At 61.0% G+C, this 26,371-nt stretch carries 23 protein-coding genes and 2 pseudogenes; 9 read left to right on the top strand and 16 right to left on the bottom strand.

The annotated features are described in order from the left end of the window. Window positions 1-57 precede the first annotated feature (57 nt). Complete coding sequence (locus tag LVW35_RS06315) at window positions 58-255, top strand: hypothetical protein (protein WP_010212420.1); 198 nt, start codon at window positions 58-60, stop codon at window positions 253-255. 3 nt (window positions 256-258) lie between these two features. Here LVW35_RS06315 and pdeM read toward each other — a convergent pair whose 3' ends face one another. The 11 genes from pdeM to LVW35_RS06370 all read right to left on the bottom strand — a co-directional run bounded on the left by pdeM (window position 259) and on the right by LVW35_RS06370 (window position 13,793). After that, window positions 259-909, bottom strand: coding sequence for a ligase-associated DNA damage response endonuclease PdeM (gene pdeM, locus LVW35_RS06320; protein WP_233894286.1), 651 nt, complete (start codon window positions 907-909; stop codon window positions 259-261). After that, entirely contained in the window at window positions 909-3,389 is a 2,481-nt protein-coding gene (locus tag LVW35_RS06325) for a ligase-associated DNA damage response DEXH box helicase (protein WP_233894287.1), read from the bottom strand. The genes pdeM and LVW35_RS06325 overlap by 1 nt, the downstream gene beginning before the upstream one ends. 57 nt (window positions 3,390-3,446) lie before the next feature. Continuing rightward, complete coding sequence (locus LVW35_RS06330; protein ID WP_233894288.1) at window positions 3,447-4,211, bottom strand: ABC transporter ATP-binding protein; 765 nt, start codon at window positions 4,209-4,211, stop codon at window positions 3,447-3,449. 13 nt (window positions 4,212-4,224) lie between these two features. After that, on the bottom strand, window positions 4,225-5,343 hold the full coding sequence (locus LVW35_RS06335) for a succinylglutamate desuccinylase/aspartoacylase family protein (protein ID WP_233894289.1): 1,119 nt from the start codon (window positions 5,341-5,343) through the stop codon (window positions 4,225-4,227). Between the two features lie 9 nt (window positions 5,344-5,352). Further along, window positions 5,353-6,063: an ABC transporter permease gene (locus tag LVW35_RS06340; RefSeq protein WP_078047226.1), complete on the bottom strand. Its 711-nt coding sequence runs from the start codon at window positions 6,061-6,063 to the stop codon at window positions 5,353-5,355. After that, window positions 6,060-6,788 (bottom strand): ABC transporter permease, encoded by a 729-nt coding sequence (locus tag LVW35_RS06345; protein ID WP_233894291.1) that lies wholly within the window; start codon window positions 6,786-6,788, stop codon window positions 6,060-6,062. The genes LVW35_RS06340 and LVW35_RS06345 overlap by 4 nt, the downstream gene beginning before the upstream one ends. Before the next feature lie 57 nt (window positions 6,789-6,845). After that, window positions 6,846-7,625: a transporter substrate-binding domain-containing protein gene (locus tag LVW35_RS06350; protein WP_057723170.1), complete on the bottom strand. Its 780-nt coding sequence runs from the start codon at window positions 7,623-7,625 to the stop codon at window positions 6,846-6,848. 230 nt (window positions 7,626-7,855) lie between these two features. Further along, window positions 7,856-9,490, bottom strand: coding sequence for an ATP-dependent DNA ligase (locus tag LVW35_RS06355; protein ID WP_233894293.1), 1,635 nt, complete (start codon window positions 9,488-9,490; stop codon window positions 7,856-7,858). Further along, entirely contained in the window at window positions 9,487-10,491 is a 1,005-nt protein-coding gene (locus LVW35_RS06360; protein WP_233894295.1) for a ligase-associated DNA damage response exonuclease, read from the bottom strand. The genes LVW35_RS06355 and LVW35_RS06360 overlap by 4 nt, the downstream gene beginning before the upstream one ends. A gap of 117 nt (window positions 10,492-10,608) precedes the next feature. Further along, window positions 10,609-13,047, bottom strand: coding sequence for a penicillin acylase family protein (locus LVW35_RS06365; protein WP_233894297.1), 2,439 nt, complete (start codon window positions 13,045-13,047; stop codon window positions 10,609-10,611). 101 nt (window positions 13,048-13,148) lie between these two features. Next, on the bottom strand, window positions 13,149-13,793 hold the full coding sequence (locus tag LVW35_RS06370) for a glutathione S-transferase N-terminal domain-containing protein (protein WP_233894298.1): 645 nt from the start codon (window positions 13,791-13,793) through the stop codon (window positions 13,149-13,151). Window positions 13,794-13,866: 73 nt separating this feature from the next. On the opposite strand from LVW35_RS06370, the pseudogene LVW35_RS06375 reads away from it, so the two are divergent. After that, window positions 13,867-14,505: pseudogene (locus LVW35_RS06375) on the top strand (sensor histidine kinase); the annotation flags it as partial. A 114-nt stretch (window positions 14,506-14,619) separates the two neighbouring features. Here LVW35_RS06375 and LVW35_RS06380 read toward each other — a convergent pair. From LVW35_RS06380 to LVW35_RS06395, 4 genes are read right to left on the bottom strand one after another with little or no spacing between them, the layout of a single operon-like run. Beyond that, window positions 14,620-14,820, bottom strand: a complete 201-nt coding sequence (locus LVW35_RS06380) for an SEC-C metal-binding domain-containing protein (protein WP_003189235.1) — start codon at window positions 14,818-14,820, stop codon at window positions 14,620-14,622. Further along, on the bottom strand, window positions 14,817-15,299 hold the full coding sequence (locus tag LVW35_RS06385; protein WP_233894300.1) for an LEA type 2 family protein: 483 nt from the start codon (window positions 15,297-15,299) through the stop codon (window positions 14,817-14,819). The genes LVW35_RS06380 and LVW35_RS06385 overlap by 4 nt, the downstream gene beginning before the upstream one ends. 19 nt (window positions 15,300-15,318) lie before the next feature. Continuing rightward, window positions 15,319-15,789 (bottom strand): YchJ family protein, encoded by a 471-nt coding sequence (locus LVW35_RS06390; protein ID WP_233894301.1) that lies wholly within the window; start codon window positions 15,787-15,789, stop codon window positions 15,319-15,321. Between the two features lie 4 nt (window positions 15,790-15,793). Beyond that, complete coding sequence (locus LVW35_RS06395) at window positions 15,794-16,291, bottom strand: DUF6231 family protein (protein ID WP_233894302.1); 498 nt, start codon at window positions 16,289-16,291, stop codon at window positions 15,794-15,796. Window positions 16,292-16,481: 190 nt separating this feature from the next. Here LVW35_RS06395 and LVW35_RS06405 point away from each other — a divergent pair. Both LVW35_RS06405 and LVW35_RS06410 read left to right on the top strand, forming a co-directional pair. Further along, window positions 16,482-16,833: pseudogene (locus LVW35_RS06405) on the top strand (OmpA family protein). 160 nt (window positions 16,834-16,993) lie between these two features. Continuing rightward, the gene (locus LVW35_RS06410; protein WP_233894304.1) at window positions 16,994-17,752 is read left to right on the top strand and encodes a collagen-like protein; all 759 of its coding nucleotides are present in this window, start codon (window positions 16,994-16,996) and stop codon (window positions 17,750-17,752) included. 102 nt (window positions 17,753-17,854) lie between these two features. Here the strand turns inward: LVW35_RS06410 and LVW35_RS06415 are convergent, their stop codons facing one another. Beyond that, window positions 17,855-18,319, bottom strand: coding sequence for a CopD family protein (locus LVW35_RS06415; RefSeq protein ID WP_233894305.1), 465 nt, complete (start codon window positions 18,317-18,319; stop codon window positions 17,855-17,857). Between the two features lie 99 nt (window positions 18,320-18,418). Here LVW35_RS06415 and dinG point away from each other — a divergent pair, with 99 nt between their 5' ends. From dinG to pdxH, 5 genes are all read left to right on the top strand, one after another. Beyond that, window positions 18,419-20,563, top strand: a complete 2,145-nt coding sequence (gene dinG / locus LVW35_RS06420) for an ATP-dependent DNA helicase DinG (protein WP_028619241.1) — start codon at window positions 18,419-18,421, stop codon at window positions 20,561-20,563. Window positions 20,564-20,652: 89 nt separating this feature from the next. Further along, window positions 20,653-22,950 (top strand): beta-galactosidase, encoded by a 2,298-nt coding sequence (locus LVW35_RS06425; RefSeq protein WP_233894306.1) that lies wholly within the window; start codon window positions 20,653-20,655, stop codon window positions 22,948-22,950. A gap of 82 nt (window positions 22,951-23,032) precedes the next feature. Beyond that, entirely contained in the window at window positions 23,033-24,178 is a 1,146-nt protein-coding gene (locus LVW35_RS06430; RefSeq protein WP_233894308.1) for a serine hydrolase domain-containing protein, read from the top strand. A gap of 139 nt (window positions 24,179-24,317) precedes the next feature. Further along, window positions 24,318-25,475 carry an OmpA family protein gene (locus LVW35_RS06435; RefSeq protein WP_233894309.1) on the top strand — a complete coding sequence of 386 codons (1,158 nt, stop codon included), beginning with the start codon at window positions 24,318-24,320 and terminating at the stop codon, window positions 25,473-25,475. Window positions 25,476-25,502: 27 nt separating this feature from the next. Next, window positions 25,503-26,150, top strand: coding sequence for a pyridoxamine 5'-phosphate oxidase (pdxH, locus tag LVW35_RS06440; protein ID WP_233894310.1), 648 nt, complete (start codon window positions 25,503-25,505; stop codon window positions 26,148-26,150). Window positions 26,151-26,371 lie beyond the last annotated feature (221 nt).

Below are 26,371 nucleotides of genomic sequence, written 5' to 3' on the forward strand. Positions count from 1 at the left end.
TAGGTGTACTGCCTCGGCGCGTGTGAAACGCGCCGAGCCACGCTTGAGGAGTACCCTATGAAGATCGACCCGCGAATCAGTGCAGAACTTGCCCGGCTTGAACCCAATCAGATTGGCGTTCTGGCCTGGTCCCTGATGGCCGATCCTGCTTATGCGGGCGGCATCCCCGGTCAACCCGAGCCGGATTATCCGCAACCCACCGAGCCCGGTGAGCCGACCCTGCCGGACGAGCCACCACCCGCGCCTGTTGCCTGAGCCCTAGCCCACCGGCCAGACCTCATGATCGCCAATCACGTAGATTCGGCGGTCATCGTCCTGTTCCACCGCATGCCCCCCGGTAAATGCGCCGAACGCCGGCAGCAGGCTGACTCGGACACCGATCATAAAGCACGGCAGCCGTAGGCTCTGCCGGCCTTTGCCGCGTAACCGATACACAGGATGCACATGCCCCGCCAGCACGTGGTGGCTGGGGTGGGCATCTGGTTCGTGCTGTAGGGCGAAAGGGCCCATCAGCAGCGGCTCCGTGACCATATCTATCCTCAAGTCCTCGGGTGGGTCGCCCGCACGTTTATCGTGATTGCCACGAATCAAGGTCATGTGCAGGTCAGGCTTGAGGGCTCGCCAGTTTCTCAATGCACCCAGCGTGCCGCTGGAGTGCGATCCCGGACCGTGCAGGAAGTCCCCGAGAAAGATCACCTGCGCACAGGGCAGCGCCGATAGCAACCGGTCCAGGCGCTGCAAGTTCTCGGTCGTAGTACCTTGCGGCACCGGTTGCCCCAGGCTGCGATATGCCGAGGCCTTGCCAAAATGCGCATCGGCAATCATCAAGCATTGGCGAGCGGGCCAGTAGACAGCCTTGTCTGCCAGCAACCACAGTTCCTCACCCTCCAGCGTCACCGTGCACCCCATCAGCGCTTCCCGTTATCCGCGACTTTTTCCAGGTCCTTGACCATGCGTGCGATGCGCTCCGAGAGTTTTTCCGAACTCATGCTTTCGCGCATCCGCTCCACCAGCAACGGAAAGGCCAGGGGCGTAGGCCGTTCGATCAGATGCAGGTCCCGTTTCAGCGCCGAAAGATGCCGCAAGGTCGCTTCCAGCCGACGAATATCCAGTTCATCGCGCAGGACTTCTTCCCCGGCCTGGGTCAGCAGCAGGTTCTGTGGGTCATATTGCTTGAACACCTCAAAGAACAGGCCGCTGGATGCTTGTACCTGCCGCGTACTCTTAGGCGCCCCTGGATAACCGGCAAACACCAGCCCGGCGATGCGTGCGATTTCGCGAAAGCGGCGCAGGGCCAGTTCCCCGGCATTCAGGCTGGCCACCACGTCTTCGAGCAAATGTTCAGGACTCAACAGCGTGTCATTCAATAGCATCGGCCAATCCACTGCTGTGGCGCTCAACAGCTCCAGTCCGTAATCATTGACGGCAATCGAAAAAGTCACCGCCTGCCGTTGACTCACCCGCCACGCCAGCAGACTCGCCAGGCCCAGGTGCACCTGGCGCCCGGCGAACGGATAGAGAAACAGGTGCCATCCCTCCCGCGACTTCAGCGCTTCGGCCAGCAAATGTTCGCGCGTCGGCAGACCGGACCAGCGCAACTGCGTCTGCAAAAGAGGCCGTACCGCCTGCATCTCCGGGCCTTCAAAGTGCCCGTGAGCCGCGGCATCGAAGCGCTCCACCACGGCCTGGGCCAGCTCGTTGGAAAGCGGCATGCGCCCACCATTCCAGCGTGGCACAGCGGCTTTTTTCGCGGTGCTGCGGCGTACATAGGCGGTCATGTCTTCCACCCGCACCAGTTCCAGCAAACGCCCGGCAAACAGAAAACCGTCACCGGGCTTGAGCCGCGCGATAAAGCCTTCCTCGACACTCCCCAGGTTCTTGCCGCCACCGCCCTTGCTCCAGAATTTCAGATGGATGCTCGCGTCACTGACGATCGTACCCACGCTCATCCTATGGCGCCGTGCCAACCGCGCATCCGGGACACGCCAGACGCCGTGCTCGTCCGGTTCCACGCGGCGGTAATCCGGATAGGCGGTCAGCGACAGACCGCCGTGGCGCACAAAACCCAGGGCCCAAGCCCAGTCTTCGTCTGTCAGGTCGCGATAAGCCCAGGCGCCGCGCACCTCGGCCAGTAACGCATCGGGCGTAAAGCCGCCGCCCAGCGCCATGCTGACCAAGTGCTGTACGAGCACATCCAATGGCTTGTGCGGCGATTCCCGCGCTTCAATGCGCCGCTGGGCAATCGCATCCTGGGCCGCTGCGGCTTCCACCAGCTCCAGGCTGTGGGTCGGCACCAGCGTTACCCGCGAGGGTCGCCCGGGTGCATGCCCCGAACGCCCGGCGCGTTGCATCAGGCGCGCCACGCCTTTGGCCGAGCCGATCTGCAGCACCCGTTCCACCGGTAGGAAATCCACCCCCAAGTCCAGGCTTGACGTACACACCACGGCTTTGAGTTGGCCGTCTTTCAACGCTCGTTCCACCCAGTCGCGGGTTTCACGCGACAGAGAACCATGGTGCAGGGCAATAAGCCCGGCCCAATCGGGACGGGCTTCCAGCAACGCCTGATACCAGATTTCCGACTGGGCCCGCGTGTTGGTGAACACCAGGCAACTGTTGCTGCTGTCCACCTCCGCCACCACTTGGGGCAACATTTTCAAGCCGATATGCCCAGCCCAGGGAAACCGTTCGGCGAGCGGCGGCAGCAAGGTGTCGACTTCCAGACGCTTAGCCGTTTGCCCCTGTACATTTATCCCGTCGCCGTGTGGGACCAAGACTTCCAGGGCGTGGGACTGATTGCCCAATGTCGCGGAAATCCCCCACACCATCAGCCCGGGATGCCAACGCCTCAAACGCGCCAATGCCAGTTGCAACTGCACGCCGCGCTTGTTGCCGATCAGTTCATGCCATTCGTCTACGACCACCATGCGTAAGTGTGCAAGGCTCGTTTCGCTGTCAGCGCGCGCCAGCATCAGGGTCAGGCTTTCCGGTGTGGTGATCAACGCGGTGGGCTGACGCCGGGTCTGGCGCGCGCGCTCGCTGCTGCTGGTGTCACCGGTGCGCAGGCCGACACTCCAAGGAATCTGCAATCCTTCCAGAGGCGCTTCAAGGGCGCGAGCGGTGTCGGCTGCGAGGGCACGCATAGGCGTGATCCACAGTAGCGTCAGCGGCTCAGCGGGTGGTTTGCGTTTACCTGTAGCGGGCGGGCGAGTCATGGCGAAGCGATTGAGGGCGGCGAACCACAGTGCGTAGGTTTTACCCGCGCCGGTGCTGGCATGCAGCAACCCCGATTGGCCGCGCTTGACCGCCGTCCATACCTCTTTCTGAAAGGCAAACGGCTTCCAGCCTTTGGCGGTAAACCAGCGTTTGGCGAAGTCGGTGGGTTTTGCCATGGGGCGGCTGACACTCTGGAAGGCCTATTCCACAGACCCTCCAGAGCGGCCAAAGGTTTACTTCAAGTTGCCACTTAAGAACTGCTGCAAACGGTCACTCTTCGGGTTGCCCAGCACCTCCTCCGGCGCGCCTTGCTCTTCCACCAGGCCCTGGTGCAGGAACAACACCTGGCTCGACACCTTGCGTGCAAAGCTCATTTCGTGGGTCACCATGATCATGGTGCGGCCTTCCTCGGCCAGGCCTTGGATGACCTTCAATACTTCTCCCACCAACTCCGGGTCGAGGGCCGAGGTGGGTTCGTCGAACAGCATGACCTCCGGTTCCATCGCCAAGGCGCGGGCGATGGCGACGCGTTGCTGCTGGCCGCCGGACAGGAACGCCGGGTATTGATCGGCCACGCGCCCCGGCAAACCCACCTTGTCCAGGTAGCGACGGGCACGGTCCTCGGCGTCCTTCTTGCTGCAACCCAGCACCCGGCGCGGGGCCATGGTGATGTTTTCCAGCACGCTCATGTGGCTCCACAGGTTGAAGTGCTGGAACACCATCGCCAGCCGCGTACGCAGGCGTTGTAATTCGGCGTCGTCGGCCACGCGCATGCCGTGGCGGTCACTGACCATGCGGATTGGCTGGCCGTCGAGGGTCATGGCGCCGTCGTTGGGGGTTTCCAGGAAGTTGATGCAGCGCAAAAAGGTGCTCTTGCCGGAGCCGCTGGCGCCGATCAGGCTGATCACGTCCCCGGTCTTGGCCTTGAGCGAAACACCTTTGAGCACCTCATTGTCGCCATAGCTTTTATGCAGGCCTTCAACGGTCAATTTGTACATGGGGCGTGCATCCTTAAGGCGAAAGTAGATAGCCGCTGCGGTAGGCCTGGCTGCCGGCGACATGGCCGATGACCATCCCGGCAGTGGCCATGCGGCGTAGCGAGCGGGCGTAAAGCAGGCCGGCATTGCGACAATGCACGGGCGTTACGCGGTCGGTAATGGGGTCGATGATTTCAGCGATCAGTTGCCCGGCCTCCAGGTATTCACCGGGCAGGGCGCGGAATACCAGCAGGCCACCTACAGGCGTAGCCACGGGTTCAACGCCGGCCAACGGCGTGGCCGGGTAGGGCAGGTCGGGGAGGGGTGCCACTTCCCCGGTGATGGCGCCGAAGTGAATCAGGTAATCGATGATCGCCTGGCAGTCGAGGCTGGCCAGGCCGTGGTTGACGTCGCCCTGCCCACGCAGCTCGACGGTGACCGAAAAGCTGCCCATGGGGATCGGGAAGCGCTCGCCGAAGCGTTGCTGCAACTGCCACCACACCAGGGTGAAACACTCATCGAAGGACTGCCCGCCGGAGTCGGTCGCCAGCAGATTCGCCTCCGAACCGATGTAACATGCTAGCGGCTCCACCTGCGCCCAGGCCTCGGGCGTGGTGTACAAGTGCGCCACGGCTTCGAAGTCGCAATGCAGGTCCAGCACCATGTCGGCATCACACGCCAGGCGTTGCAGCACCAGGCGCTGGGATTGCAACTGGGTCTCGGCGCGTTGTGCGGCGAGGGCATTGGACAGCGCCGAGCGGATCAATTTGACGTTGTCTTCGGGAGCATCGCCGAGTAAATCCTCGATCTGGTTACCCACTTCTTCGCTGAGATCGACAAACAGGCGATTGAAGTTCTGCCCGCTCTCCAGCTCGTAGCGGCCCAGCGGAATATCCATCAACACCTGTTCCAGGCCGACCGGATTGGCGATGGGCACCAGCACGATCTCGCTGCGCAGGCGGCCGGCAGCCGCCAATTCAGCCAGGCGCAGCTTGAGGTGCCAGGCCACCAGCATGCCCGGCAACTCGTCGGCATGCAGCGAAGACTGAATGTAGATCTTGCCCTCAGCCTGCTCCGGGCCAAAGTGAAAACTGTGAATCTGCCGCGCCGTACCTGGCACTGGCGCGATCAGTTCATGAACCTGATGACGCATACACACTCCTTAATGACTCGGCCCGAGGAACGCCAGCCAGCGACGCTCCGCCAACCGGAACAGACCGACCAGGGCAAAGGTCACGGTCAGGTAGATCAGCGCAGCGATACCGAATGATTGAAAGGTCATGAAGGTGGCCGAGTTGGCATCCCGCGCCACTTTGAGGATGTCGGGGATCGTCGCGGTGAAAGCCACTGTGGTCGAGTGCAGCATCAGGATCACTTCATTGCTGTAGTAGGGCAGCGAGCGACGCAACGCCGACGGCATGATCACGTAGGCGTACAGCTTCCAGCCACTCAGGCCGTAAGCCTTGGCCGCTTCGACTTCGCCATGGGCCATGCTGCGGATCGCCCCGGCAAAAATCTCCGTTGTGTAGGCGCAGGTGTTGAGAGCGAAGGCCAGGATGGTGCAGTTCATCGCATCGCGAAAGAACGCATCCAGCAGCGGTTGTTCGCGCACCGCGGCGATGCTGTAGATGCCGGTGTAGCAGATCAGCAGCTGGATATAGAGCGGCGTGCCCCGGAACAGGTAGGTGTAGAACTGCACCGGCCAACGCACCAGGCGCTTGCGCGACACGCGGGCGATGGACAACGGGATCGACACCAGGAAGCCGATGACCAGGGCGGCGGTGAGCAACCACATGGTCATGGCGAGGCCGGTAATGTGCTGGCCGTCGCTATAAAGGAAGGGACGCCAGTATTCCTGCAAGAGTTCGATCATCGCACGGCCTCCCGGGCACCCGCGGAGTAACGATGTTCAAGGCGGCGCAGGACGAAGTTGGACGCGCTGGTGATCAACAGGTAGATCAATGCCGCGAGTACCAGAAAGTAAAACAGCTGATAGGTGCTCTTGCCGGCATCCTGGGCAGCCTTGACCAGATCGGCCAGGCCGATGATCGACACCAGAGCCGTGGCCTTGAGCATCACCATCCAGTTATTGCCGATACCCGGCAGGGCAAAGCGCATCATCTGCGGGAAGGTCACGTAGCGAAACCGCTGGCCACGCTTGAGGCCGTAGGCCGTGGCGGCTTCCAGTTGGCCACGGGGCACCGCCAGGATCGCACCGCGAAAAGTCTCGGTAAAGTAGGCACCGTAGATAAAGCCCAGGGTGATAACCCCGGCGCTGAAGGGGTCGATCTCGATGTATTCCCATTCCATGAAGTCGGTCAAACCGGTCAGCCAGGTTTGCAGGCTGTAGAAAATCAGCAGCATCAGCACCAGGTCGGGCACACCGCGGATCAACGTGGTGTAGAGCTGGGCGGGGATACGCAGGAAGGGCAGGCTGGACAATTTGGCACTGGCGCCAAGCAGGCCCAGCAACACGCTGACGGCCAGTGACAGTACCGACAACTTGATGGTCATCCAGGTGCCTTGTAGCAACAGCGGGCCGAAACCCTTCAGGCTGAGCGCGCTCAACCCGAGGGTTTGCAACAATTCTTCGAACATAAATCAGGACCTATGGCGATAAAAAAGCGCCCCTCCAGGGGAAGGGCGCTCCAGGCATTATTTGCCGCTGTACAGGTTCAGATCGCCAAAGTGTTTCTTCTGGATGGTGGCGTAGGTGCCATCATCGTGTAACGCTTTGATACCTTTATCCAAAAGCGCCTTCAGTTCAGTGTTACCTTTTTTGATACCGATGGCGGTTTTCGACGGCAACAGTGGGTCGTCGATGGCTGCGCTGACCTCATAACCGGCACCGGCCGGCGATTTCAGGAAGCCCAGCTCGGCTTGCAGCATGTCCTGCACGGACGCGTCGAGACGGCCGGACGTCAGGTCGGCATACACCTGGTCCTGGTTGGCGTAGGCCTTGGTGGTCACGCCGGCTTTGTCCAGTACGGCCTTGGCATAGGCTTCCTGGATGGTGCCTTGCTCGTAGCCCACGGACTTGCCCTTGAGGGACTCGGGCGTCGAGTAGCCTGCGCCTTTCTTGAACACCAGCGAAGTAGGGCCGGAGAACAGTTCGTTGGAGAAGTCGATGGCCTTTTCCCGCACTGGAGTCACGGTCATGGACGAAATTACGCCATCGAACTTGTTGGCTTTGAGGCCTGGAATCATGCCGTCGAAGTCACTTTCGACCCACTTGCACTTCACTTTCAGCTCGGCGCAGATCGCATTGCCCAGGTCGATATCAAAGCCCACCAGGCTGCCGTCGGCGGCCTTGGATTCGAACGGTGCGTAGGACGGATCGACACCAAAACGCAATTCCTTGTATTCCTTGGCCGTGGCTACACCTGCGGCCATGCACAGAGCCAGTGCAGAAAGGGTCAGCAATGCTTTTTTCATTATGTAATCCCTGGAAACCAAGATAAGCGCTTGTGGCGCGTTTAGGACTGTTACTGAGCGGTATCAGACGGATCACAGGTAGCAATTTCTGCACCATAGTTCCGAATGAACGTTTTAAAAGGTGTGATAAGGGAAGTCTGAGAGTAGACGGTGCCCGAAAATGGGCATCAAGAATTCAGCGCACCACGTTGGAGCGGACGCATATCAAATGTGTGGCAGCTGGCTTGTATTCAGGTCAGGAGGTCTTGCAGGGTGGCGAGATTGTCGGCTTCCTCGACGTTCTTATCCTGTCGCCAGCGCAACATCCGTGGAAACCGCACCGCAATCCCGCTCTTGTGCCGCTTGGACAGGGCAATGCCCTCGAAACCCAGCTCAAACACCATGCTCGGTGTCACGCTGCTGACCGGGCCGAATTTTTCCACCGTGGTCTTGCGCACAATCGCATCGACCTTGCGCATTTCTTCGTCGGTCAGGCCGGAGTAGGCCTTGGCAAACGGCACCAGGGTGCGCTCGCTGCCGGCCGGGCCGTCCCACACGGCGAAGGTGTAGTCGCTATAGAGGCTTGCGCGCCGGCCGTGGCCGCGCTGGGCGTAGATCAATACTGCGTCGACGCTGAACGGATCGACCTTCCACTTCCACCACACGCCCATGTCCTTGGTGCGGCCGACGCCGTAGAAGCCATCGCGTGCCTTGAGCATCATGCCTTCCACGCCGAGGCTGCGAGAGGCTTCGCGTTGCTCGGCCAGCTCCTCCCAGGTTGCGCCGGTCAACAGTGGAGATGCCAGTAATACCGGCTGGTTGCACTGGGCGATCACCTGCTCAAGTTGCGTGCGACGCTCTGCCTGGGTGTGGTTGCGCCAGTCGTCGCCCTGGTGTTCCAGCAGGTCGTATGCGAGCACCGCGACCGGGGCATCCTCCAGCACCTTTTTGCTCAGGGTCTTTCGGCCGATCCGTTGTTGCAGCAGGGCGAAAGGTTGCACCGCGTCTTTCCACACCACGATTTCACCATCGATCACCGTGCCATCGGGCAGGCCGCTCACCAGGCTATGAAATTCGGGGAAACGCTCGGTCACCAACTCTTCGCCACGGGACCAGATCCACAGGCGGCCGTCACGTTTCACCAGTTGTGCACGGATGCCATCCCACTTCCACTCCACTTGCCAGTTGGCGGGAGAACCGAGCAAATTGTTAAATTGCTCCACCGGTTGCGCCAAGCCATGGGCGAGAAAAAACGGGTAAGGTTGCCCGCCGCGTTGCGCATGTTCGTCGGATGATTCGGCGGCGATCAGCTTGAGGTAGCCCTCAGCTGTCGGACGATTGGATAAATCGGTGTAGCCCACCAGCCTCTGCGCCACGCGCTTGCTGTCCAGATTGGCCAGCGCGGCGAGGGCTCGGGTCACCAGTAGCTTGGACACGCCCACACGAAAGCTGCCGGTGATCAACTTGATGCACACCATCAGGCTGGGCTGATCCAGTTGCGTCCATAGCGCCGGTAGACGTTCGGCTAATTCCTGCGGCGGCAGGCCACGTAGAGGGAGGAGTTTTTCTTCCAGCCACACCGCCAGGCCGTCCTCCGAGGTGTAGGCAGACTCCGGTAACAACAGGGAAATAGTCTCTGCCAAGTCGCCCACCGATTGGTAGCTTTCTTCGAACAGCCACGGCTCGATGCCCGACGCTTCGGTGGCCATATCGCGCAGCAGGCGCGTCGGCACCAGTTGCCGAGGTCGCCCACCAGACAGGAAATACACGGCCCAGGCCGCATCTTCCGGCGCGGCCTCGCGGAAGTAGGCTTGCAGCGCGGCAAGCTTGGCGTTGCTGGACGTGGTGGCGTCAAGGTTCGCGTACAACTCGGCAAAGGCTTTCATGCGCTGGCCTCTTCTTCGTCATCACCGTATTCAGTCGTGAAGCCCTGGGCATCCAGGCCTTTTTCCCGCAGATGACGCACCAGAACACCGACAGACCCGTGGGTAACCATCACCCGCTCAGCGCCGGTTTGCTCGATGGCCCACAACAGGCCGGGCCAGTCGGCGTGGTCCGACAGTACAAAACCGCGGTCAACCACGCGCCGCCGTCGTGTGCCGCGCAGGCGCATCCAACCGCTGGCGAAGGCGTCGCTGTAATCGCCAAAGCGTTTTATCCAACTGCTGCCGCCGGCGGAAGGTGGGGCGATAATCAAGGCTTGGCGCAACAGCGGGTCGGTCTTTTTGAAGTCACCGGCGTAAAGCGTTTCTGGGATATAGATGCCGGCCTCGCGGTACACCCGGTTCAACGGTTCGACCGCGCCATGGCTGAGGATCGGACCGATGCTGGCGTCGATGCCATGCAGGATGCGCTGGGCCTTGCCGAAGGAATAACAGAACAACACGCTGGCCTTACCCGCCGCGATGTTCGCCTGCCACCAATCATTGATCCCGGCGAAGATCTGCGCCTGGGGCTGCCAGCGGTAGATCGGCAGGCCAAAGGTGGATTCGGTAATAAAGGTGTGGCAACGCACCGGTTCGAATGGCGCGCAGGTGCCGTCGGGCTCGACCTTGTAGTCGCCGGACGCGACCCAGACTTCGCCCTGGTATTCCAGGCGTACCTGGGCTGAACCGAGCACATGCCCCGCCGGGTGAAAACTCAGGGTGACACCGTGGTGGACGAGTTGCTCGCCGTAGGCCAGGGTCTGCAGATTAATGTCCTGTCCCAGGCGCGAACGCAGTATGCCTTCGCCGGGAGCCGCCGCCAGATAGTGCTGATTACCTGTGCGGGCGTGGTCGCCGTGGGCGTGGGTGATGACTGAACGCTCCACCGGGCGCCACGGGTCGATGTAGAAATCTCCGGCGGGGCAATAGAGGCCTTCGGGGCGGGCGATGACAAGGTCCATGGGCGTGCCGGGGGCAGTGGGCTTATCAGGTAGGAGGCGGGCGGGCGGGGAGAAGTTCGATTAACTATTTGTGGGGGGGGCTCACCACAGCAAGCCACCCCCCACACATTGATCAGGCTATTTACCGGGGGTCAGGGTCAACCGGGTTTTCCCATACGCCTTCTCGAAGTTCTGCGGCTGCATCGGAAAGCTCAGGTATTGCGCCTTGAGCGATGGGTCGATGCCATTGGCATAGTTCGGGCTGGCCGGGTTGCCGGATTGGCCGATGCCGCCCTGGCCCATCATCGGTTCCACCTGGCCGAAATCGACGATCATGCGCAGCGCCGGCACCTGAGTGGTGGTGAAGTCCTGGCCCCAGTTGTAGGGCGCAGGGTTCAGGGTATTGTGGTCGCCACCGGAGGCCAGCGGACCGCGAATCACCTGGCCATTGGTGTTTTTCCAGGTAGTGGTGTGCAGTTTGCCCCATTGCCAGGCTTTGTGATCGGCGCCCAGGCTGTCACCGGCGCTGATCGCGGCGGCCAGGCTGCGGGCGAGGATCGCCGGTTTGTCTTCTTTCTGCGGGGTGCGCACGTCATCCCAGAACGGGCTGTCTTCACGGCCCAGCAAGTGGTCGGCTTGCGCTGCATAGGACAGGCTGGCATTGCTGACAAACGCCTTCCAGCTCGCACTGTTTTCCGGGCCGAGTTCGTCGAGAAAGATCTGCTTGGTGCTTTCCTGCAGGAACAGTTCATATATCGCCGCGTCGGCGGAGGTGGACACCAGGCGACCGTCGAAAGCCATCAGGTGACTCAATGTTTCCCGCGCCTTGGCCTGTTCAGTCGCTGGTAATGCGTCGATTGCCTGTTTCAACGGCTGGGCCATGCCCGGCGCCTGGAACATGGTCTTGAGCTTGGCGGCGAAGGTGGTGGTCTGGTCGTATTGCATGGCGATCACGCTGCGACTGTCATGCTTGCCTGCGTTGGCCAATTGCGCCAGGCGCTCGCTGCGCTCCGGGGCGTCCCACGAGTTGGACAACTGCATGCCATAACCGCGCGGCGCGGTGCGCTGGTTGGCGGTGCCGATCCAGCCTTGGGCCGGGTCCTGGTCATAGGGGTGCAGCATCGCGTCGGCGTAACCGTCCCAGTCGAACCGCGTATCCCAGCCCGGCGACGGCAGCAGGCCTTCGCCTTCGCGACGGTTGGGGAAGCGCCCGGTGACTTGCCAGCCAATGTTGCTGGCGTCGGCGAAGACCATGTTAAGCGCGATGGCGCGGATCTCGCGGGTGGCGTCCGAGGCCTTGCCGGCGTTTTGCGCGCGGGACAGGTCGAAGAACGCATCCAGGCTCTTATCGTCCTTGAAGTCGGCGGTTTGCAACGCCAGGCCCAAACCGGTGGTCAGCGCCTGGCTGCTGTTGAGCAGGGCACCGTGTCGGGTTTCGTACACCACTTCGCGAATCGAGCGCTGGCCTTTGACGAAGAAAGTTTCGTTACGCACACCGGCGGGTAGCCATTTGCCGTTGTTCTCGTAGTACAACGCGTTGCCCTGGCGTCGGACTTTTTCCAGGAACAGGTCCTGGGTGTCGCCCTTGACCGTGCTCATGCTCCAAGCGACTTTGCCGTTGAAACCGGACAACAGCGTCGGCAGGCCGGCAATCGAGGCGCCCACGGCCTGGTATTTCGGTGCACGGATCTGCACGTAGCTCCACGGCGATGGCGCTTGCGGTTGGGCGGCGAGGTCGCCGGCCAGCAGGCTTTTACCGCTGCGGCTGCGTTGTGGGCCGATGGCCCAGTTGCTCGAAGTAGTGACTGCCAGGGAGTTGAGGCTGCTCAGTTGCTGGCTGACCGCGTCCAGCCCGGCCAAGCCGGTGATCTGGCTCAGGTTCACGCCCTTGAGTTTTTCGGCTTCGGCCAGCGGGATAGCTTCATCCGGCGCGCTCGGGGTGAGCCAGGCAAGTTTGTCGACGCCGACTTTCTGCGCCAGCAGCAGGGAGGCAATTTCTTCCTGCAGGTTGGCCGACTCGCTGAAATTCAGCAGGCAGAACAACAGTGCCGAATCTTCCGGCTTCCAGTACTCGGGCATGTAGCCGGTCTGGGCCAGGTCCGGCGGCAGCTTGTCGCGGTAGCGGAACAGGTAGGCGTTGACGCCTCGCGCATACACTTCGAAGAAACGCTTGAGGCGCGGACTTGAGGCGTTATACAGCTCGCCGGCGCTTTTCTTCAGGTTGACCGCGCGCATGAACCGGTCGACATCCAGCACCTCGGGCCCGGACATTTCCGCCAGGCGGCCCTGGGCGAGCAGGCGCAGGGTGACCATCTGGGTGATGCGGTCACTGGCATGCACATAACCAAGGCTGAACAGTGCGTCATGGAAGGTGTTGCTTTCGATCAGCGGCATGCCCTGGGCATTGCGGCGTACGGACACATTTTGCGCGAGGCCTTTGATCGGTTGTACGCCGGCCACGGGGGGCAGGGTGTCCTGGGTGCTCTGGAGCTGGCAACCGGCCAGGCTTAACGCACTGGCCACTGCCGCGGCAACGCCGAACCGGGGAAGAAAATGTGAGAGGGCTGGCGAGGCCATGGCAAAGCTCCTGCGGGGGTAGCGTCAGTAAAGGCGCTACGTTAGTGAGCGCGGCGAAACGACGCAAGCAGGAGCTATGCCTTATTTTCAGGAATTGCGTATCAAGACTTGGGCGGGTTCACTTTCTGCACCAGCTCATACGCGCGGACCGTCGCCGGCCGCTCCTTGATGCTGTTGAACCAGCGGTGCAGGTGTGGGAAATCTTCCAGGCGCTGGCTCTGCCACTTGTGGGAAACGATCCACGGGTAGATCGCCATGTCCGCGATGCTGTAGTCCTCACCCGCCACGAATGCACGATCCGCCAACCGTCGATCCAGCACGCCGTAAAGACGGGCGGTTTCATCCACATAACGCTTGATCGCATACGGAATTTTTTCCGGCGCGAACTGGCTGAAGTGATGATTCTGACCGGCCATAGGGCCCAGGCCACCCATTTGCCAGAACAACCATTGCAGCGCTTCCTGACGACCGCGCAGGTCTTTTGGAATGAACTGGCCGGTTTTTTCCGCGAGGTACAGCAGGATCGCGCCGGATTCAAATAGCGAAATCGGCGCGCCGCCGTCGGTCGGGTGCTGATCGACGATGGCCGGAATGCGATTGTTGGGAGCGATCTTCAGGAAGTCAGGCTTGAACTGGTCGCCCTGGCCGATGTTGATCGGGTGCACTTTGTAGGGCAGCCCGGCTTCTTCCAGGAACAGCGATACTTTGTGACCGTTAGGGGTCGTCCAGTAATACAGGTCGATCATCGGGTGCTCCAACGCTGGGGGATTGGGAAGCAACAAGCTACAAGTTTCAAGCGCCAAGTTACAAGCGCTCTAGATCGCCAATATCGCCGAGCGCACGCGGTTTCTCGCGGCTATTTCCCACGACCTGCGTTCACCGATCACACGCCTGCGTCTGCGCACCGAGATGCTCGAGGACAACCGCACCAAGGAACGTTTTCGCAGCGACTTGGAGGAAATGGAACAGATGGTGGCCAGTACGCTGGATTTTGTCAGCAGTGGCGAAAACAACGAGGCGCGGCAGAACATCGACATCAATGCCTTGCTGCAAAGCTTGCAGGCGGATCTGCAGGATGTGGGTGAGAAGGTGGTGATCGAAGGCCGGGCAAAACAGCCACTCCCAGGGTACGCCCGCAGCCTCAAGCGTTGTGCGCAGAACCTGCTGGAAAACGCGGTGCGTTATGGCAGCGATGTGACGGTGCGGGTCGAGGACCAGATGGATAGCTTAAAAGTTGTCATCAGCGACCGAGGGCCGGGGATTCCCCAGGAACAACTGGAGCAGGTGATGGAGCCGTTTTATCGCGTAGAGGGCTCACGTAATGCGCAGACCGGCGGGTATGGCTTGGGCTTGAGCATTGCTCACACCATCGCCAAGGCGCATGGCGGGCGGTCGAATTTGCGTAATCGGGAGGGCGGAGGGCTTGAAGTGGAGCTGCGATTTCTACGCAGATTCTGAATTTGAAGTGCTGTCTAAATGTGGGAGCGGGCTTGCTCGCGAATACGGAGCGTCAGTCACTGAATGTGTTTCTGATACACCGCCTTCGCGAGCAAGCCCGCTCACATTTGGGCTTTACGCCCCGTGACACTTCTTGAATTTCTTCTCGCTGCCGCACGGGCAAGGATCATTGCGACCCACGTCCTTCAAGGCATTACGTACTGGCTCCTGATGAGCGTGGCCGCAGTTCGGGCCGTGGACATGGCCGTGGTCGTGATCATGGTGATCATGATCGTGGTTGCAATCAGGACCATGGACATGGGGTTGCTGAGTCATCGATGTCGCTCCGGAATAAAATCGCCGGGGATTATCTCGCCATTGTGGTTCACCTGCACGTCATAACCGATGAATAATCCGGTTTTCAGCTCACCTTCCAGGCGATACGGCACAGGCCGGTCGGGATTTTTCAGCATCTGTACCACGTCGCGGATCTGCGGCCAGAGGTTGGTGCGCACCGACACCCGGAAAAACTTATGACTGTGTGGCGGTACGGTGAGCCATTCGTTGGACTCACCCTCGGTCAGCACAAAGTCATCCAGGGTCACCTTGTAGATCAGGCCGCGCACGGTCAGGTCGGCGTCGTCGCGGTTGTCCACGCGAAAGTACAGCTTGAATTTCTGCTCCAGCAGCTTGGCGCGCACCACTTCGACTTTCACCAGCGACACGTGGGGCGGGGGGCAGTCGTCTTCAAACCACGACGCGCAGCCGGTTAGACCAAGGGTTAACGCCAGCATCAAGCTGTACATCCGGAGCATGGCGTTAGTCCTTTGGTGGCTAGAGATAGCTGGAACAGCATTTCTTGAATTTCTGCCCGCTGCCGCACAGGCAGGCATCGTTGCGCCCGGCCTTCACTTCCACCGTTGGATCGATGAAGTACCAGCGCCCGTCATTCTGTACGAAAGAAGACTGCTCGCGGTGGCTATGTTCGCCGGTGCTGTCATGCCAACGCGCGGTGAAGGTCACGAACGCATGCTCTGGCTGGCCGCCGAACACCTCGGAGCTTTCCACCTCAAGGCCGAGCCACGTGCTCTGGGCACTCCAAGCGGCGATGGCATTGCGGTCCAGACCCGCCTGTTGTGCGGGCAGGGTGGTTGCGACCAGGTAGTCCACCAGGCCCAGTACATAGGCGGTGTAGCGCGAGCGCATTAACGCGGTGGCGCAGGGAGCCGGGTGCCCGGCGTGATAATGACCGCAGCAGTTATCCAGCAGGTTGCCACTGCCGCAGGGGCAAATGGATGTACTCATCGGTTTACCACCAATACTTTCCAAAGTTTTCCGGGTTGGCCCAGAAGCGGGCGTTGAGCCAGTCCGGCACTTGTTTATAGTCAAGCAGATCGTAGGTAAACAGTGTCAAAACCTGTTCATCGCGCTGGAAACGCTCGCTGGCTTGCAAGGCCAGGGAGAAAAAGTCGGTGTCCTTCCAGTCGCAGGCGCCCAGGTCCACCAGCACCGCGATGCGGCTGGCATTCAGGTTACGGATGCCGCCGAGCAGGGTCAGGCCTTGCGGTTTTGACAGGTGCTCCAGGCAGTCCACTACCAGCGCCAGGTCAAAACGCTGTGCGGCAAGCTCCGTGGGCAACGCGCCTGGTGCCGCGACGGCCACTTGGGTATCCGGGTGCGCTTTTTGAAAAGCTTCCAGCGCCGGGAACTGGCTGGCGCCCAACAGCAACAGGCGTTTGGGCTGGTGCAGGTCGAGCAAGGCAGCCAAGGCTTGCTGGGGGGTACGGGCAGAAATACCAGCGATCATCAGAGATCCTCACATCAGGACCCTAAAGACTAGCGCGGCTGAGCGTGCGGGCCTAGAGCGGGTGAGCGCGAAAAGTCCTACAGATGCGGCGATCCTCAATGAATAAAGGGGCGCGGCGTAGTGGCGCCGATGAAAAGAGCCGTCTTTACCCCACCCATCGGCCCCGGCCGATCCCCTCAGGAGAAATCAGATGAGCATCGTGCGGACAGCTCTACCCTTGGTTCTGCTAACCGGAGTATTGACAGGTTGCGCAGGTTTGCAAAAAACCAAGTGGCCCACCTGCGCTGCTACCGGCCATGGTTGAAGCCCTGAGCGGCCAGTTGCGGGTCAGTGGCCACACCGACAGCGTCGACAAAGATGCCTACAACCAGAACTGTCGGAAAATGCGCTCACCCGGTCACGAACACCTGACCGGCGCCGGCGTACCGCGCAGCAACTTTGTCTCGGTGACCGGCGCGGGCGAAAGCCAGCCGGTAGCCGACAACAAAACCGCTGAAGGCCGCGCCTTGAACCGCTGCACGGAAATCCAGATCAACCGCTGACGGTCCTTGCCCCTGTGGGATCCACAGGGGCATTGCTGCCAATCCTCCCTCTTTATTAACTTTTTTGATCCTTCACTGGCAAAGCGCCCGTGGAAGTCGTTACTGTGCATCCAAAGAAAAACTAGAAATATTTTTTGAAAAAATTCAGGGGAGCTCCACGATGCGTAAGGTTTTACTGCTGGCCCTGTTGGTCAGCCCCGTTGCCCTGGCTCAAAGCGTCAGTGTGGAAACCAACTCGTTGATGCGCCTGCCCAGCAGCACCAGCGTGTTGCAACTAGAGCGCCTGGACGTAGCGGACTATGGCACCTTGCTGATTCCCGCCACTATCAGCCAGGTCACGGTGGATGAACTGCACCTGGGCCGCGACGCCCGCATCGCCATTGTGCCGGGCAACACCGCGCTGCAATTGCAGGTGCGCCATGCGCAGTTGGACCACGGCAGCCAGATCACCTCACGCGGGGCTCCTGGCACTCACGAAAAACCGGCCAAGGCTGGCCGCGACCTGACCTTGCGCATCAATTCCCTGGCAGCAGAAGAACTCTCGGTGGACGCCCGAGGCGGCGCCGGTGCCCAAGGTTATGCCGGGCTGGATGGCGCCAATGGCGAAGATCCGGGTTGCACCTGGGGCTCGGCCGGTCGCGGCGCCAATGGGGATAACGGCGGTGACGGTTTGCCCGGCGCGGCGGGCGCGCAGGTGCGGGTAGAGTTGCCGCAGGACTTCCCGGCTGAGCAAATCAAGGTCTGGGTGGATGGCGGTGCCGGTGGTCTTGCCGGTACGGCGGGCAAGCCTGGCAAGGGTGGTCAGTCCAAGGGCTGCGTGGTGTACCGCGCCGATGGCGGCGAGAAGGGCCGCCCAGGGTTGGAAGGGCAGCCGGGGCCGGCTGGGCCTGCGGGCACTGTGACCATTCAGCGGCTTTGAATCGCCTGGCCTGACGTTTTCGCGAGCAAGCCCGCGCCCACACTTGGAATGCATTTCAAATGTGGGCGCGGGCTTGCTCGCGAAAGCGGTGCCAGGGTCGCTTCAGAACATCGGCCGAGCCGACGCAATGGCTACCACAAGCAGTCCCACGATCAAATTGATCCCCACCAACCGGCGAATCTGCCCCAGCACCGCAGCTCCCGCCGGCCAATCCTCGGCCGCCACTGCGGTGCGCAGTTCCGGGAATTTCAAAGCCTGGATACGGATAAACAGCGCCGTCATCACCAAGTACAACCCCATCATCACCTGCACATAACGTGGTGCGGTCTCAAACCCGTTGAAGCGCAATTGCAGCAGGCCAATGCCGCTGATCGGCAAAATCGCCACCGCGACCCACACCCACACGAAAAAACGTTGAAACACATTCGCCCAAAGCTTGAGCCGGGCAGGGCCCTCAAGTGCCGCCACAGCGGCGGGGCGCAGGATCATCCAGGCGAAAAACATACCGCCGACCCATACCAGGGCGGCCAATACATGCAGGGTGTAAGCAAGGCTAAACGCGGTCATTGTGGTACTCCGTTCTGCGCGGGATTCATTAGCGGGGTATGATAGCCGCCGATCCGAACCACTGAAAATTTATCCAGCGTTTTTTGCGCCCGACTATCCATGATCAGCACTGAACTCAAAACCACGATCCAGGGCGCCTACTCGCGTTTTCTCGAAGCCAAGAGCTTGAAACCGCGCTACGGCCAACGCCTGATGATCGCCGAAGTGGCCAAGGTCCTCGGGGATATCGACACCGACGATGAAGGTCGCCGCGAGGGTGAGCCCGCGGTCGTGGCCGTCGAGGCCGGCACCGGTACCGGCAAGACCGTGGCCTACAGCCTGGCCGCGATCCCCACCGCCAAGGCCGCCGGCAAGCGCCTGGTGATCGCCACCGCCACCGTCGCCCTGCAAGAGCAGATTGTCTACAAAGACTTGCCTGACCTGATGCGCAACAGCGGCCTGAACTTCACCTTCGCCCTGGCGAAGGGCCGTGGCCGCTACATGTGCCTGTCCAAGCTCGACGTGTTGCTGCAGGAAGGCCACGCGCAGACCGCCACTGCCCAGCTGTTCGAAGAAGAAGGCTTCAAGATCGAAGTCGATGAGGCCAGCCAGAAGCTCTTCACCAGCATGATCGAGAAGTTGGCCGGCAATAAGTGGGACGGCGACCGCGACAGCTGGCCCACTGCCCTGGAAGATTCCGACTGGGCGCGCCTGACCACCGACCACAGCCAGTGCACCAACCGTCATTGCCCCAACTTCGGCCAGTGCGCCTTCTACAAGGCCCGCGAAGGCATGGGCAAGGTCGACGTGATCGTCACCAACCACGATATGGTCCTGGCTGACCTGGCCCTGGGCGGCGGCGCGGTATTGCCGGACCCGCGTGACACCCTCTATGTCTTCGACGAAGGCCATCACCTTCCCGACAAGGCCATCGGCCACTTCGCCCACTACACGCGGCTGCGCTCCACTGCCGACTGGCTGGAAACCACTGCGAAGAACCTCACCAAGTTGCTGGCCCAGCACCCACTGCCCGGCGACCTGGGCAAGTTGATCGAACAGGTGCCGGAGCTGGCGCGGGAGATCAAGACCCAGCAGCAATTCATGTTCAGCGCCTGTGAGCAGGTGGCGGATTTCAAACCCGGCGAAGACGTCGAGGGCCGTGAGCGGCCGCGTCACCGGTTTGTCGGCGGGTTGATCCCCGAACACATGCGCGAAATGGGCATCGAGCTGAAGAAGGGTTTCTCACGCCTGACCGACTTGTTCACCCGCCTCACCGACCTGCTTAAAGAAGGCATGGACGGCGAGGTCAACATTGGCATCGCCAGTAACCAGGCCGAGGAATGGTACCCGCTATTCGGCAGCCTGCTGTCCCGTTCCCAGGGCAACTGGGAGTTGTGGACCGCCTTCACCGTCGAAGACCCGGAAGACAACCCGCCGATGGCGCGCTGGCTGACGCTGTCGGAAAGCGGCGCGCTGTTCGACATCGAGGTCAACGCCAGCCCGATCCTCGCCGCCGAAATGCTGCGCCGCAACTTGTGGAACGTAGCCTACGGCTGCCTGGTGACCTCGGCCACGCTGACTGCGTTGGGCACGTTCGACCGCTTCCGCATGCGTGCCGGCCTGCCCAAAAAAGCTGTCACCGCCGTGGTGCCGAGCCCGTTCCATCACGCCGACGCTGGCGTGCTGCGGGTGCCGGACCTCAAGGCCGACCCACGCGACGCGGCAGCCCACACCGCTGCGATCATCCGCGACCTGCCGGAACTGGTAGAGGGTTCACGCGGTACGCTGGTGCTGTTCTCGTCGCGCAAACAGATGCAGGACGTGTTCGACGGCCTCGACCGTGACTGGCGCAAGCAGGTGTTTATCCAGGGCAACCTGTCCAAGCAGGAAACCCTGAACAAGCACAAGGCGCGGGTGGATGGTGGTGATTCCAGCGTGCTGTTCGGCTTGGCGAGCTTTGCCGAAGGCGTGGACTTGCCGGGTGCCTATTGTGAACACGTGGTGATCGCCAAGATTCCGTTCTCGGTGCCGGATGATCCGGTTGAAGCGGCCTTGGCCGAATGGATTGAAGCGCGTGGCGGTAACCCGTTCATGGAAATCTCGGTGCCGGATGCTTCCCTGAAGCTGGTCCAGGCCTGCGGGCGCTTGCTGCGTACTGAAGAGGACCGGGGCACCATCACCTTGCTCGACCGCCGATTGGTCACCCAGCGCTATGGCAAGGCTATCCTTAATGCCTTGCCGCCGTTCAGGCGCGAAATTTCTTAAGCCACCGTGGGCGGATTCGCCCACTTCGTGGTCTATCTCACTGTATTTCATCAGGCCATTAATCGGCCGTCTGGGAGAACCTTGCTCGTATGATTCGCACGCTGCCCGCTCTTTTTGCCCTGCTGTTCACCGCGCCCTTGTTGGCCGCGCCTGCGGGGCAACAGACCTTGTTTAACTTCGTCCGGCCTGCCGATGTGGTCAAGGTGGCGACCCGGGACGCCAGCCTGCCGCAATACAATGCCGAACAAACGCCTGAGGGCGAGGTGCTGCGCCGCATTACCTTCAACCCAGCCGCTGAACCTAGCCTGGTGCTCAGCCCGCAAACCGGTGCCTGGGACTGGTCGCAGTCGGGCGCCATGAGCCTGCGCATCCAGAGTGCAATGGACTGGGCGCTGACGCTCTATGTCAAGGTGCAGAGCAGCGATGGCCGCACGCTGGTCAGTCGTATCGACCTGCCGGCCGGCCCGGCGCAGACCTTGTTAATTCCGTTGCAAGCCAATTCTCCACTGAGCCAAGGCATGAAAGCCGGCCCGCCGATGCCGATCACCGTGGACGGGCAACGCGTATTGCTCGCCAGCAGTGCGGGCGAGATCGACCGCAGCCAAGTGGTCTCGGTGACCTTGTCGATGATCAAACCCAACGCCGCCCAAAGCATCCTGCTCGAGCGCTTCGGCGTACAAGACAACGCGCCTGTGTTGAAGGCAGCCTACAGCGAGTTGGTGGATGCCTATGGTCAATCCACCCGTGCGCGCTGGCCGGAAAAAGTCAGCAGTGACGAGCAACTCAAAGCTGCTGCAGCCAAGGAACAACAGCAACTTCAGGGTTGGCTGGCCACCCGCGACAAGTCCGCCCTGGATCAATACGGTGGCTGGAGCAAAGGCCCTACGTTCGACGCCAGCGGGTTTTTCCGCACCGAAAAGCGCGACGGGCGCTGGTATTTGGTGACGCCGCAAGGGCATCCGTTTTACTCCCTGGGCGTCAATACCGTCGCCCCGGATAACAGTCAGACCTACGTGGCCGGCCGTGAATGGATGTTTGGAGCATTGCCTAAAGGCGGTGAACCCTTCGACAAGTACTACGGCAGCGGCGACAACCGCACCGGCAACGGCGCAGGTGAAGGGCGCAGTTTTGGCGCCGGGCGTTGGTATGACTTTTACGGCGCCAACTTGCAACGCACCTATGGCGGTGACGGTTTTGACCAGAAACGCTGGGTGACCCACACCCTCGATCGCCTGCAAGCCTGGGGGTTCAATACCGTCGGCAACTGGAGTGACGAGGATTTGGCCACGGCTGATCGCGTGCCCTACACCTTGCCGTTGTCCATCGTCGGCGACTACACCAGCATCAGCACCGGCTCTGACTGGTGGGGCGGCATGCCCGACCCCTTTGATCCGCGCTTCGCCATGGCCACCGAGCGCGCCGTGGCGATTGCCGCCCGCGATCACCGTGACGACCCGTGGCTGGTCGGTTTCTTTGCCGACAACGAGTTGGCCTGGGCCGGCCCTGGTGATGATCCTAAATCCCGCTACGCCTTGGCTTACGGCACGTTGCGCATGACTACCGATGTGCCGGCCAAACGCGCATTTCTCAAGCAACTGCGCGACAAATATCGTAATGAAGAGGGCCTGTCGAAAGCCTGGGGCATTGAATTGAAGGGCTGGGAGTTGATGGAAGACCCAGGGTTCGAACCGCCGATGCCCAACCCCGAGCACCCGGAAATCGAAGCGGACTTCAAGTATTTCCAGAAGACCTTCGCCGATGCTTACTTCAAGACCATTTCCGACTCGTTGAAATGGCATGCGCCCAATCAATTGCTGCTGGGCGGTCGTTTTGCGGTAAGCACGCCGGAAGCCGTGGCGTCCTGCGCCCAATATTGCGATGTGCTGAGCTTCAACATGTACACCCTCAAGCCGCAGGACGGTTATGACTTTGCCGCCCTGCGTGCGTTGGACAAGCCTGTGTTGATCACCGAATTCAACTTTGGCTCGGCCGATCGTGGTCCGTTCTGGGGGGGCGTGACGCAGTTGGCCCGGGAGGAAGATCGCGGCGCGGCCTATGGCAACTTCCTGAAGCAGGCCATGGCCGAACCGTCGATTGTCGGCGTGCATTGGTTCCAGTACCTGGACCAGCCGGTAACCGGGCGTTTGCTGGACGGTGAGAACGGCCACTTCGGCTTGGTGGGCATCACCGACGTACCGTTCCAGGGTTTTGTCGAGAGCGTACGCAAAAGCAACCTGGCGGCACTCGATCAACTGGGCAAGGAAGCGCAAAAGGCCAAGGCGGCGGGCGCCGTCCGTGAAAGCGAGGGTGGCCGGGCCGGGCACGAAGGCAAAGGCCCGGGGCAGGGCGTCGGACATGCGGGCGGGCACTCTGGGAATGGTCATTGATTGAGTGCTGACGGGTTCACAAAACCCACAAGGGCTGGAACAATGTCGGCCACTTTTTGCTGTGTTGTCCGAGGGTGCTCAGGTGCAGATTCAGGGTCATTACGAACTCCAGTTCGAAGCGGTACGTGAAGCGTTTGCCGCGTTGTTTGATGACCCGCAGGAGCGTGGTGCCGGGCTCTGCATCCAGATCGCTGGCGAAACCGTCGTCGACCTGTGGGCCGGCACCGCCGACAAGGACGGCACCGAAGCCTGGCACAGCGATACCATCGTTAACCTGTTCTCCTGCACCAAGACCTTCACTGCCGTGACGGCCCTGCAATTGGTGGCTGAAGGCAAGTTGCAACTGGACGCCCCCGTTGCCAATTACTGGCCGGAATTTGCGGCGGCGGGGAAAGAAAATATTACCCTGCGTCAGTTGCTCTGCCACCAGGCCGGTCTGCCTGCGATCCGCGAAATGCTGCCGACCGAGGCGCTGTACGACTGGCAACTGATGGTCGACACTTTGGCCGCCGAAGCCCCGTGGTGGACGCCCGGCCAAGGCCATGGCTACGAGGCGATTACCTACGGTTGGTTGGTGGGCGAGTTGCTGCGTCGCGCCGATGGGCGCGGACCCGGAGAGTCAATCGTGGCGCGGGTTGCACGGCCACTGGAGCTGGACTTTCATGTAGGCCTGGCGGATGAAGAATTTTATCGCGTCGCACATATAGCGCGTAGCAAAGGCAATATGGGTGATGAAGCCGCACAACGGTTACTTCAAGTAATGATGCGTGAACCCACGGCCATGACGACACGTGCATTTGCCAATCCACCGTCGATTCTGACCAGCACTAATAAACCTGAATGGCGCCGCATGCAGCAGCCGGCGGCAAATGGTCACGGTAATGCGCGCAGCCTGGCGGGTTTTTATAGCGGATTGTTGGACGGTAGTTTGCTGGAAGCCGACATGCTCGAACAATTGACCCGCGAACACAGTATCGGGCCGGATAAAACGTTATTGACACAAACCCGTTTTGGCCTGGGTTGCATGCTGGATCAACCGCAGTTGCCCAATGCCACCTTCGGCCTGGGCCCACGTGCGTTCGGGCATCCCGGTGCAGGTGGCTCGGTGGGATTTGCCGATCCTGAGCATGATGTAGCATTTGGTTTTGTGACCAATACATTGGGCCCTTACGTACTTATGGACCCGCGGGCACAGAAGTTGGTCAGAATATTGGCCGGTTGTCTGTAAACCCCTTGCTGTTTCACATTTTTTTGTTACAAAGGCAATTATAAGAAGATGTTGTAGGAAAAGTTTTAACTTTGCTCTGCAAGCATCTGTTTAACGGATCATTCAGATCCCTGATTTTTTCTCATTTTGTGGATATCTCATGTTATCGAACAAGTCCTTGGCACTGGCGCTATGTCTCACTATTACCGGTTGCGCACAAACTCCACAAAATGATGCCGAGGGCGGGCATTGGTGGTCATTTGGTTCTGACAAGGCCGCGACCAAGGATGCTGTGACCCAAACCGATGCCAAGCCGGAGGCTAAACCGGACGCCAAGCCCGCTGCCGGCGCCAAGCCTGCCGCTCTGGAAGCCGCTGCTGCCGCACCAGCCCCAGCCCCAGCCCCAGCCGCCAAGGCTGACACCGGTTCCAGCTGGTGGCCGTTTTCTTCCAAGAGCGCTGACGAAAAGGCCGCAGATGCCAAGGCCGACCTGAAAGCGGACCTGAAGGCGGCGGAGCCTGCCCCGACAGTCGCCAAGACCGACACCGAAACCCACTGGTGGTGGCCGTTCGAGAGCAAGCCCAAGCCACTGGCCAAGGTCGACGTGACCAACGTGCCGATGCCTGACCCGAAGATCACCCAGGCCTGGTTGGACGACTATGAGCCACGCCTGCGTGCGGCCATCAAGGACAGCAACCTGCAACTGGAGCGTCGCGACAACGTGCTCGTCGTGATTGCGCCGGTTGACGGTTCATACAACCCGAAACGTCCGGCCATGCTGCTGCCGGTCACTCTGGGCCCGTTCACCCGCGTCGCCAAGGCCGTTGAAGCCGATCCGAAGACCGCCGTACTGGTACTGGGTCACGTCGACGCAACTGGCACCGCCCCAGCCAGCCAGGCGCTGACCAAGGAACGTGCGCAATCCATTGCTTCGATCTTCAGCCTCAGTGGCCTGAAGCAAGACCGCCTGATGCTGCGTGGTATGGGCGACCTGATGCCACGTGCCGCCAACGACAGCAACCAGGGCCGTGCCCTGAACCGTCGCATGGAGATCATGTTCACCCAGCGCACCACCATGCTGGCGCTTTTGAGCAAGTACCAGTCGGGCAAAACCCCGCCTGTGGCTGAGATGGTTGCGGTACAGAACGTTCCCGCTCCGGCCCCGGCCGCCAAAGCTGCGGCCAAGAAAGCGCCCGCCGCGAAAAAAGCTGCCGCCAAGCCAGCCGCTAAAAAAGCCCCGGCCAAGCCTGCTGCGAAGAAGCCGGCACCAGCCAAGGCGAAGGCCGCTGCACCGGCAAACGACCAGGCGAAAAACTGATCTGCTGAACCAGAAGGATAAAGCCGCATGACCCAGGCACTGGCCGATATGCGCCGTGATTACACACGGGAGGGTTTGAGCGAGGCCCAGGCCCCGAGCGAGCCGTTTGCCTTGTTCCACCAGTGGTTTGCGGATGCGGTGAAAACCGAGCAGCCACCAGTGGAAGCCAATGCCATGACCCTGGCTACGGTCGACCAGGAGGGTCGCCCTCACTGTCGCATCCTGTTGCTCAAGGGCCTGGATGCGCAGGGCTTTACCTTCTTCACCAATTATCAGAGTGCCAAGGGCCAACAGCTCGCAGCGCGGCCGTTTGCGGCCATGACGTTTTTCTGGCCGACCCTGGAGCGCCAGGTGCGCATCGAAGGGCGAGTGGTGAAAGTCTCGCCTGAGGAGTCGGACGCTTATTATCAGGTCCGCCCATTGGGCAGTCGTCTGGGCGCCTGGGCGTCTCCGCAGAGCCAGGTCATTCGTGATCGCGAGGAACTGCAGGAGCTACTCAAGGCCACCGAGCAGCGTTTCAGCGATACCCAACCCGACTGTCCGGAACACTGGGGTGGCTATCGTTTGCTGCCCGAGCGCATCGAGTTCTGGCAAGGTCGTGCCAGCCGCCTGCACGATCGTCTGAACTACCGTCTGCAAGGGGCCGAGTGGACCCGCGAACGCCTGGCGCCCTGAGCTACACCTTTCGTCACTTCCCTTGAATGCAGCCCGTCATTGTGAAGTCTCTATTCCAGAGACTTCGCACGTTTACTGCCGCGCCGAGTTCTCGGGGACCATTGCGACTACAATCAAAGTACTCCTTGAAGGTTGAACTACCGTTCGTCGAGTTTTCTGGTGTGGGCAGTCTGTACTAAGGCTGAATGAAAGCAATTTTCTGCGGTGCTTGCCGTGACAGG

It is taken from the genome of Pseudomonas sp. HN11 (assembly GCF_021390155.1).
In the GTDB taxonomy this organism is placed as follows: domain Bacteria; phylum Pseudomonadota; class Gammaproteobacteria; order Pseudomonadales; family Pseudomonadaceae; genus Aquipseudomonas.

What these genes read in the sequence shown, in the direction of transcription:
- LVW35_RS06315 (WP_010212420.1), top strand. Translation starts at nt 58, where the DNA reads ATGAAGATCGACCCGCGAATCAGTGCAGAACTTGCCCGGCTTGAACCC.
- LVW35_RS06415 (WP_233894305.1), bottom strand. Translation starts at nt 18,319, where the DNA reads ATGACCGCGTTTAGCCTTGCTTACACCCTGCATGTATTGGCCGCCCTG.
- LVW35_RS06330 (WP_233894288.1), bottom strand. Translation starts at nt 4,211, where the DNA reads ATGTACAAATTGACCGTTGAAGGCCTGCATAAAAGCTATGGCGACAAT.
- LVW35_RS06340 (WP_078047226.1), bottom strand. Translation starts at nt 6,063, where the DNA reads ATGATCGAACTCTTGCAGGAATACTGGCGTCCCTTCCTTTATAGCGAC.
- LVW35_RS06370 (WP_233894298.1), bottom strand. Translation starts at nt 13,793, where the DNA reads ATGATCGACCTGTATTACTGGACGACCCCTAACGGTCACAAAGTATCG.
- LVW35_RS06335 (WP_233894289.1), bottom strand. Translation starts at nt 5,343, where the DNA reads ATGCGTCATCAGGTTCATGAACTGATCGCGCCAGTGCCAGGTACGGCG.
- LVW35_RS06345 (WP_233894291.1), bottom strand. Translation starts at nt 6,788, where the DNA reads ATGTTCGAAGAATTGTTGCAAACCCTCGGGTTGAGCGCGCTCAGCCTG.
- dinG (WP_028619241.1), top strand. Translation starts at nt 18,419, where the DNA reads ATGATCAGCACTGAACTCAAAACCACGATCCAGGGCGCCTACTCGCGT.
- LVW35_RS06365 (WP_233894297.1), bottom strand. Translation starts at nt 13,047, where the DNA reads ATGGCCTCGCCAGCCCTCTCACATTTTCTTCCCCGGTTCGGCGTTGCC.
- LVW35_RS06350 (WP_057723170.1), bottom strand. Translation starts at nt 7,625, where the DNA reads ATGAAAAAAGCATTGCTGACCCTTTCTGCACTGGCTCTGTGCATGGCC.
- LVW35_RS06390 (WP_233894301.1), bottom strand. Translation starts at nt 15,789, where the DNA reads ATGAGTACATCCATTTGCCCCTGCGGCAGTGGCAACCTGCTGGATAAC.
- LVW35_RS06410 (WP_233894304.1), top strand. Translation starts at nt 16,994, where the DNA reads ATGCGTAAGGTTTTACTGCTGGCCCTGTTGGTCAGCCCCGTTGCCCTG.
- LVW35_RS06355 (WP_233894293.1), bottom strand. Translation starts at nt 9,490, where the DNA reads ATGAAAGCCTTTGCCGAGTTGTACGCGAACCTTGACGCCACCACGTCC.
- LVW35_RS06425 (WP_233894306.1), top strand. Translation starts at nt 20,653, where the DNA reads ATGATTCGCACGCTGCCCGCTCTTTTTGCCCTGCTGTTCACCGCGCCC.
- pdeM (WP_233894286.1), bottom strand. Translation starts at nt 909, where the DNA reads ATGGGGTGCACGGTGACGCTGGAGGGTGAGGAACTGTGGTTGCTGGCA.
- LVW35_RS06435 (WP_233894309.1), top strand. Translation starts at nt 24,318, where the DNA reads ATGTTATCGAACAAGTCCTTGGCACTGGCGCTATGTCTCACTATTACC.
- LVW35_RS06385 (WP_233894300.1), bottom strand. Translation starts at nt 15,299, where the DNA reads ATGCTCCGGATGTACAGCTTGATGCTGGCGTTAACCCTTGGTCTAACC.
- LVW35_RS06380 (WP_003189235.1), bottom strand. Translation starts at nt 14,820, where the DNA reads ATGACTCAGCAACCCCATGTCCATGGTCCTGATTGCAACCACGATCAT.
- LVW35_RS06325 (WP_233894287.1), bottom strand. Translation starts at nt 3,389, where the DNA reads ATGGCAAAACCCACCGACTTCGCCAAACGCTGGTTTACCGCCAAAGGC.
- LVW35_RS06395 (WP_233894302.1), bottom strand. Translation starts at nt 16,291, where the DNA reads ATGATCGCTGGTATTTCTGCCCGTACCCCCCAGCAAGCCTTGGCTGCC.
- pdxH (WP_233894310.1), top strand. Translation starts at nt 25,503, where the DNA reads ATGACCCAGGCACTGGCCGATATGCGCCGTGATTACACACGGGAGGGT.
- LVW35_RS06360 (WP_233894295.1), bottom strand. Translation starts at nt 10,491, where the DNA reads ATGGACCTTGTCATCGCCCGCCCCGAAGGCCTCTATTGCCCCGCCGGA.